Origin of the sequence: Mesorhizobium sp. M2A.F.Ca.ET.039.01.1.1, assembly GCF_003998035.1 — a bacterium.
Taxonomy (GTDB): Bacteria; Pseudomonadota; Alphaproteobacteria; order Rhizobiales; family Rhizobiaceae; genus Mesorhizobium.
This window is the reverse complement of the sequence record NZ_RZRY01000423.1, coordinates 1-5,591: the sequence shown is the minus strand read 5'-3', so window position 1 is coordinate 5,591 and position 5,591 is coordinate 1. Positions and strand designations below refer to the sequence as shown.

The window sequence follows — 5,591 nt, the reverse complement described above, 5'->3', positions numbered from 1 at the left end:
TTCCGGGGCCTGGCGGCGCTGGCGCGCCGCCGCGGCGAATTCGCCGATGCCGAGCACTGGGAGAACCGCGCCGAGGAAATGCGAGTCGCCGTGGAACGCGATTTCTGGCAGGACGACATGAATTTCTACGCCCTGGCCATTGATGGCGAGGGCCAGCCCTGCAAGGTCCGAACGTCGAATGCCGGGCACCTGCTGTTCGTCGGGCTGCCGCAACCGGAGCGGGCCAGGCTGGTCGCCGACCAATTGCTGTCGGCGTCCTTCCATTCCGGCTGGGGGCTGAGGACGCTTGCCGACGACGCGGTATTCTTCAACCCGATGTCCTACCACAACGGCTCGATCTGGCCGCATGACACAGCACTTTGCGGCGTAGGTCTCGCCCGTTACGGCGAACGCGACAGCGTGGTGCGGCTGATGAGCGGCACGTTCGAGTCCGCCGTGCATTTCAACATGCGGCTGCCGGAACTGTTCTGCGGCTTCGCCAGGGCTCCGGGTGAGGCGCCCATCGCCTATCCCGTGGCCTGCCTGCCACAGGCTTGGTCGGCCGGTTCCACCTTCATGTTGATGCAGGCGTGCCTTGGGCTCGAAATCGATGGCTGGGAGGGCGAATTGCATGTCACGCGGCCTAGGCTCCCGATCGGCATCGACACGCTCACGCTCCGGCATCTGACGGTCGGCGACAAAGCGGTCGACCTCACCTTCCAAAGGGTCGGCGACCGCGTTGCGGCCTTCTTGCCTGACCGGCATGAAGGTCAGGTACCGCTCATAGTGCGCACGTAAATAAAGCACCGCAACCCCGCGTCCAACAATCGAAAAGTGTCGGAACTGATCGCTGGTTCATGCGTTGCAGACCTAAGCCGGTCTGCCCGTCCGCGGCCGGCACGAACGAAAACAATGAACGGACGGCCGGAGGCAACCTGGCATTTCAATGACACAATACGGCGCCGACCTGCTACTGGTCCTCATTCTCGCAAGCCTCGGATTGTCCGCATTAGCGATCATCATTTCGATCTCCCGACACCGTCGCAATAACCCGATTGCATCGGCCGTGCCGGGTTCCGGTGACGACTCCGCCACCGAAGCCGCGCGCAAGGTGCTGCGCGAATTCGAGAAGAACGGGCAGTCGGTCGATGCGGCTCTGGTCTCGTGGTCGCCCGATACCCTGCGCAAGATCCTTGCCGACGAATTGCCGGAAGCGCAGGTGATCGTCGTCTCCAATCGCGAACCGTATATCCACAACGAGACCAGAGACGGCGGCGTCGAGCTCGTTGTCCCAGCAAGCGGTCTGGTCTCGGCGCTGGAGCCGATCACGCGCGCCTGCGCCGGCACCTGGATCGCCTATGGCGGCGGCAGCGCAGATCGCCGGATGGTCGACAAGGGCGACCGGGTTCAGGTCCCGCCCGGTAATCCGTCCTATACGCTGCGGCGGGTATGGCTGAGCGACGACGAATATCAGGGCTACTATCTCGGCTTCGCCAATGAAGGCCTGTGGCCGCTCTGCCATATCGCCTTCACGCGGCCGATTTTTCGCGAGTCGGACTGGGAAGCCTATGAAGCCGTCAACCGCAAATTCGCCGAAACGGTGGTTGCCGAGGCGCGCAACGAGCGGCCGATCGTGCTGGTCCAGGACTATCACTTCGCGCTTTTGCCCCGCATGATCCGCGAGCGGTTGCCGGAGGCGATCGTCATCACCTTCTGGCACATTCCCTGGCCGAACTCGGAGGTGTTCAGCATCTGCCCCTGGCGCGAACGCATCCTGGACGGCCTGCTCGGCAGTTCGATCGTGGGCTTCCACACCCAGTTCCACGCCAACAATTTCACCGAGAGCGTCGACCGCTTCATGGAAAGCCGCATCGAGCGAGCCGATGCCGCCATTTCCTATGGCGGCCAGGTGACGCTGGTGCATTCCTATCCGATTTCGATCGAATGGCCGGTCGAGCTCCTGAAAGCCCTGCCCAGCGTCGAGGAAAGCCGGGCGCGCGTCCGCAAGCGGTTCAGAATTCCAGCCGGCGCCAAGCTGTGCGTCGGCGTCGAGCGGCTCGACTACACCAAGGGTATTCTCGATCGCTTCCATGCACTGGAGGAGCTGTTTATTCGCCATCCCGAAATGGTAGGCAATGTTGCATTCCTGCAGATCGCGGCGCCGAGCCGCGGCACGCTGCCGGCCTACAAGCATCTGCATGAGGAATGCCTGCGCTACGCGGAGGAGATCAATCAGCGCTTCGGCAGCGAATCCTACCGGCCGGTCGTCATGGTGGCCGAGCACCATTCGCAAGCGGCGGTCTATGAACTCTATCGCGCCGCCGACATCTGCCTTGTCACCAGCCTGCATGACGGCATGAACCTGGTCGCCAAGGAGTTCGTCGCGTCGCGCGACGACGAGCAGGGCGTGCTTTTGCTCAGCACCTTCGCCGGCGCCTCGCGCGAGCTGCTGGAGGCGCTGATCGTCAATCCTTACGACGCGGCGATGATGAGCGAGGCGATGCTGCAGGCGCTGACCATGGGGCCGGACGAGCAGCATGAGCGCATGCGGCGCATGCGCGACATCGTGCGCGACAACAATGTCTATCGCTGGGCCGGCAGCATGCTGCTCGACGCGGCGCGGCTGAGGAAGCGCGGCGACCTGGATCGGGTCACGGCCTTATACGAGCGGCCGGCAGGCCCCACCGGCGACAATGTCGTTTCCATGTTCGAACGCAAACAGGCAGTGGGATTTAGATGAACATCCAGGCAGACCTTACCCCGCCGCTTCCCGCGGGACGGTGGGCGCTTTTCCTCGACATCGACGGCACCTTGCTGGAGCACGCTGCGCATCCCGACGCCGTCTCGGTCAGCGAGGAGTTGCGGGTTCTTCTGCAGACGATCGAGCCGCGCCTGGACGGCGCGCTCGCCTTCATCACCGGCCGCTCGATCGCGGCCGTGGACCATCTGTTCGATCCGTTGAAGCTCAGGATCGCCGGCCTCTACGGGCTGGAGCACAGGCTTCTCCCGGACGGACCGATCGAGGCCGCGGACGAACCGGCGGATATGGCGGCGCTCGCCGACGAGATTGAACTCGAGCTGGCAAGCCAGGCCGTCTATGTCGAACGCAAGGGGCCGGTGCTCGCCATACATACGAGAGCCGCGCCGCAGCTTCTGGCGCGGGCGACGGAGCTGGTCGAGGCAGCGCTTGAGCGCCTGCCCAAGGGCTACCGCGTGATCGCCGGCAATGCCGGCGTCGAGCTGATGCCGCTCGAAGCCGCCAAGGGCGCCGCGATCCGCCGCTTCATGCAGCTCGAACCTTTCACCGGCCGGCGTCCGGTGTTCCTCGGCGACGACACATCCGACGAGAACGGCTTCGAGACGGTCAATGCCGCGGGCGGAATCTCGATCCGCGTGAAGCCGCAGGGCGAGACGGCCGCCCGCTTCGCCATCGAAGACGTGGCTGGCGCCATCGCTTGGCTCGAAGCCAATTTTGCGGAGCCTGCCGCGCAGGCGTCCAGCCGCAATCTCGTTGCCTAAACCGGCCAGGTGCTCCGCAGCTACTGCTGCTGCAGGCCCGTGATCATCGCGATGATCTCGTTCTTGTCGGTCTTCCTGGTCTCGCGCACGCCGATCTGCTTGCCGCGCCTCAGGACGCAGATGCGGTCCGACAGCTTGAACACCTGATCGAGGCTGTGGCTGATGATCAGGATGCCGACATTGCGCTGCTTGAGCGACTGAACGATCGCCTCCACCCTGGCGGTCTCGGCGACGCCGAGCGCGGCCGTCGGCTCGTCGAGCAGGATCAGCTTGCTTGCCCAGTGCGTCGCCCTGGCGATCGCGACGCCCTGCCGCTGGCCGCCGGAAAGATCGCGGATGGTGGCGTGCGCGGAAGGGATGCGCACGTCGAGCTCCTTCACCAGTTTTTCCGTCTCGTCGATCATGCGGCGGCGGTCGAGCAGGCCGAAGCGGTTCAGCGGCTCGCGGCCGAGGAACATGTTCATATAGACCGTCTGCTGGTCGGCCAAAGCGAGATCCTGGTAGACAACCTCGATGCCATGCGCGCGCCCCATCGTCGCGTTCGACATCGTCACCGGCTTGCCCTCGATCGTGATCGTGCCGGAGGAGGGCGGATGCACGCCGGAGATGATCTTGACCAGCGTCGACTTGCCGGCGCCGTTGTCGCCGACAAGCGCGACGATCTCGCCGGGAAAGACCTCGAGCGAGAAGTTCTCGATCGCGGTCAGGCCGCCGAAATGCTTGCGGATGTCCTGAAGCTGAAGGATGGGGGCGCTCGCATTCATGGTTTTCTCCTAGACGGGCCAGGCATAGGGCTCGCCAAAACCGTTCTCGATCGTTTCAACTACGGGCTTGCCCTTCGAAACGCCGGAGACGCCGACGACATAGGCGCGGGTGACGAAGGCCTGGCCGCGGAAGCCGAAGACGGCGCTGTCGCCGGGCCTCGGCGCATTATCGCCGGCGGCGTCGATCATGGCGTAGTAGTCGATCGCCGAAGGCGGCGGCACTTCGACGCTTCTGAGCGCCGACGTGGCGGTGGTCGGCTCGGCCGAGACGATCGCCTTGACGTCATAGTCCGGGAAGATCGGGTCGATGTAGAAGCCGCCGCCGAAGCAGTAGGCCTTGCCGCCTGACAGATGCGACACTTCGGTGAGATAGAGCACGGCAGGCAGTTCCGGCAGGTCTTCCATGACGTGCAGCGCCGTGGTGCCGTGCAGGCCGTTGCCGGGTTCGCATTGCGTGGCGCCGGCTTCAGCCAGCGCGGCCAGCATGACGCTCGACGTGGTGCCCGGCGCGTTGATTTCGACGCCCTTGCGGCCCGCCTTGGCGAGCGCCTCGGCTGCCTTGCTCAGCGTCGCCAGATTGGGCGTCGGCAGCACTTTACGCGCGGCATGGTCGAAGAGCAGGGCAGGGAAGGTGGTGATGCCGGCGAAGCGGCCGCCCGGAACGGCATCGAGCCGGTCGGCGACGGCGACAATTTCGCCGGCGTCGAAGCCGCCTTCATGGCCGCGGTAGAAAATGTCACCTTCGGCCGCGATGCGGGCGAGCAGGTCCTGGACGTAGCCGGCCGCCTTGGCGCCTTTGCCTGCTTCCTCGGCCTTGGTGTCGTTGAAGGCGGTCCAATAGTCCGGCTTGAAGGTCCTTGCCGCCGCGTCCGCCTCGAATTTCGCGATCTGCTGCAGATGGCCGAGATGGCCGAGCTTCATGCCGGCCTTATGCGTGGCGCGCGCGCAGGCCATGTCGACCGCGACAGCGCGTTCGATGCCGCCGCGCATCACCGCCTTGCAGAAGGAGCTCGAGCGGCCGACCTGCTTGGTCATGGCGAAGATGTTCAGACCGAGCCGATCCGCTTCCTGCTTGAGGACCTTTGCATTGCGCTCGACCGCGTCGAGATCGAGCACATAGGCGTTGGCCGGCAGCTTGCCCTGCTGGTGAAGGCCGATCGCCGCTTCGATGAAGGCGGGGTTGCGGCGGCGCAGAACGTCGAGAAACATGGAAAAGGTTCCTTTAGCGGGATTTGTCGCGCAGCGACACTGCGACCGCGGTGAGAATGATCAGGCCGCGCACGATCATCTGGTCGGAGACCGAGAGGCCCATCAGGATAAGGCCGGTGT

At 64.7% G+C, this 5,591-nt stretch carries 4 protein-coding genes and 1 pseudogene; 3 read left to right on the top strand and 2 right to left on the bottom strand.

The window, feature by feature from the left end; all coding sequences use genetic code 11:
* The 3 genes and pseudogenes from EOA24_RS25750 to otsB all read left to right on the top strand — a co-directional run.
* Nucleotides 1–777, top strand: a pseudogene (locus EOA24_RS25750) (amylo-alpha-1,6-glucosidase); the annotation flags it as partial.
* Between the two features lie 148 nt (nucleotides 778–925).
* Nucleotides 926–2,719 carry a trehalose-6-phosphate synthase gene (locus EOA24_RS25745; protein ID WP_127410191.1) on the top strand — a complete coding sequence of 598 codons (1,794 nt, stop codon included), beginning with the start codon at nucleotides 926–928 and terminating at the stop codon, nucleotides 2,717–2,719.
* Entirely contained in the window at nucleotides 2,716–3,498 is a 783-nt protein-coding gene (gene otsB, locus EOA24_RS25740; protein ID WP_126081857.1) for a trehalose-phosphatase, read from the top strand. Before EOA24_RS25745 ends, otsB begins: the two co-directional genes overlap by 4 nt.
* A 20-nt stretch (nucleotides 3,499–3,518) precedes the next feature.
* Here the strand turns inward: otsB and EOA24_RS25735 are convergent, their stop codons facing one another.
* Together EOA24_RS25735 and EOA24_RS25730 are read right to left on the bottom strand one after the other, a co-directional pair.
* Nucleotides 3,519–4,262: an ATP-binding cassette domain-containing protein gene (locus EOA24_RS25735; protein ID WP_126081858.1), complete on the bottom strand. Its 744-nt coding sequence runs from the start codon at nucleotides 4,260–4,262 to the stop codon at nucleotides 3,519–3,521.
* Between the two features lie 9 nt (nucleotides 4,263–4,271).
* On the bottom strand, nucleotides 4,272–5,471 hold the full coding sequence (locus tag EOA24_RS25730; RefSeq protein WP_126081859.1) for an alanine racemase: 1,200 nt from the start codon (nucleotides 5,469–5,471) through the stop codon (nucleotides 4,272–4,274).
* Nucleotides 5,472–5,591: the final 120 nt, after the last annotated feature.

Bases quoted from the DNA above. Each gene is read 5' to 3' on its own strand.
- EOA24_RS25745 (WP_127410191.1), top strand. From the start codon at position 926: ATGACACAATACGGCGCCGACCTGCTACTGGTCCTCATTCTCGCAAGC.
- otsB (WP_126081857.1), top strand. From the start codon at position 2,716: ATGAACATCCAGGCAGACCTTACCCCGCCGCTTCCCGCGGGACGGTGG.
- EOA24_RS25735 (WP_126081858.1), bottom strand. From the start codon at position 4,262: ATGAATGCGAGCGCCCCCATCCTTCAGCTTCAGGACATCCGCAAGCAT.
- EOA24_RS25730 (WP_126081859.1), bottom strand. From the start codon at position 5,471: ATGTTTCTCGACGTTCTGCGCCGCCGCAACCCCGCCTTCATCGAAGCG.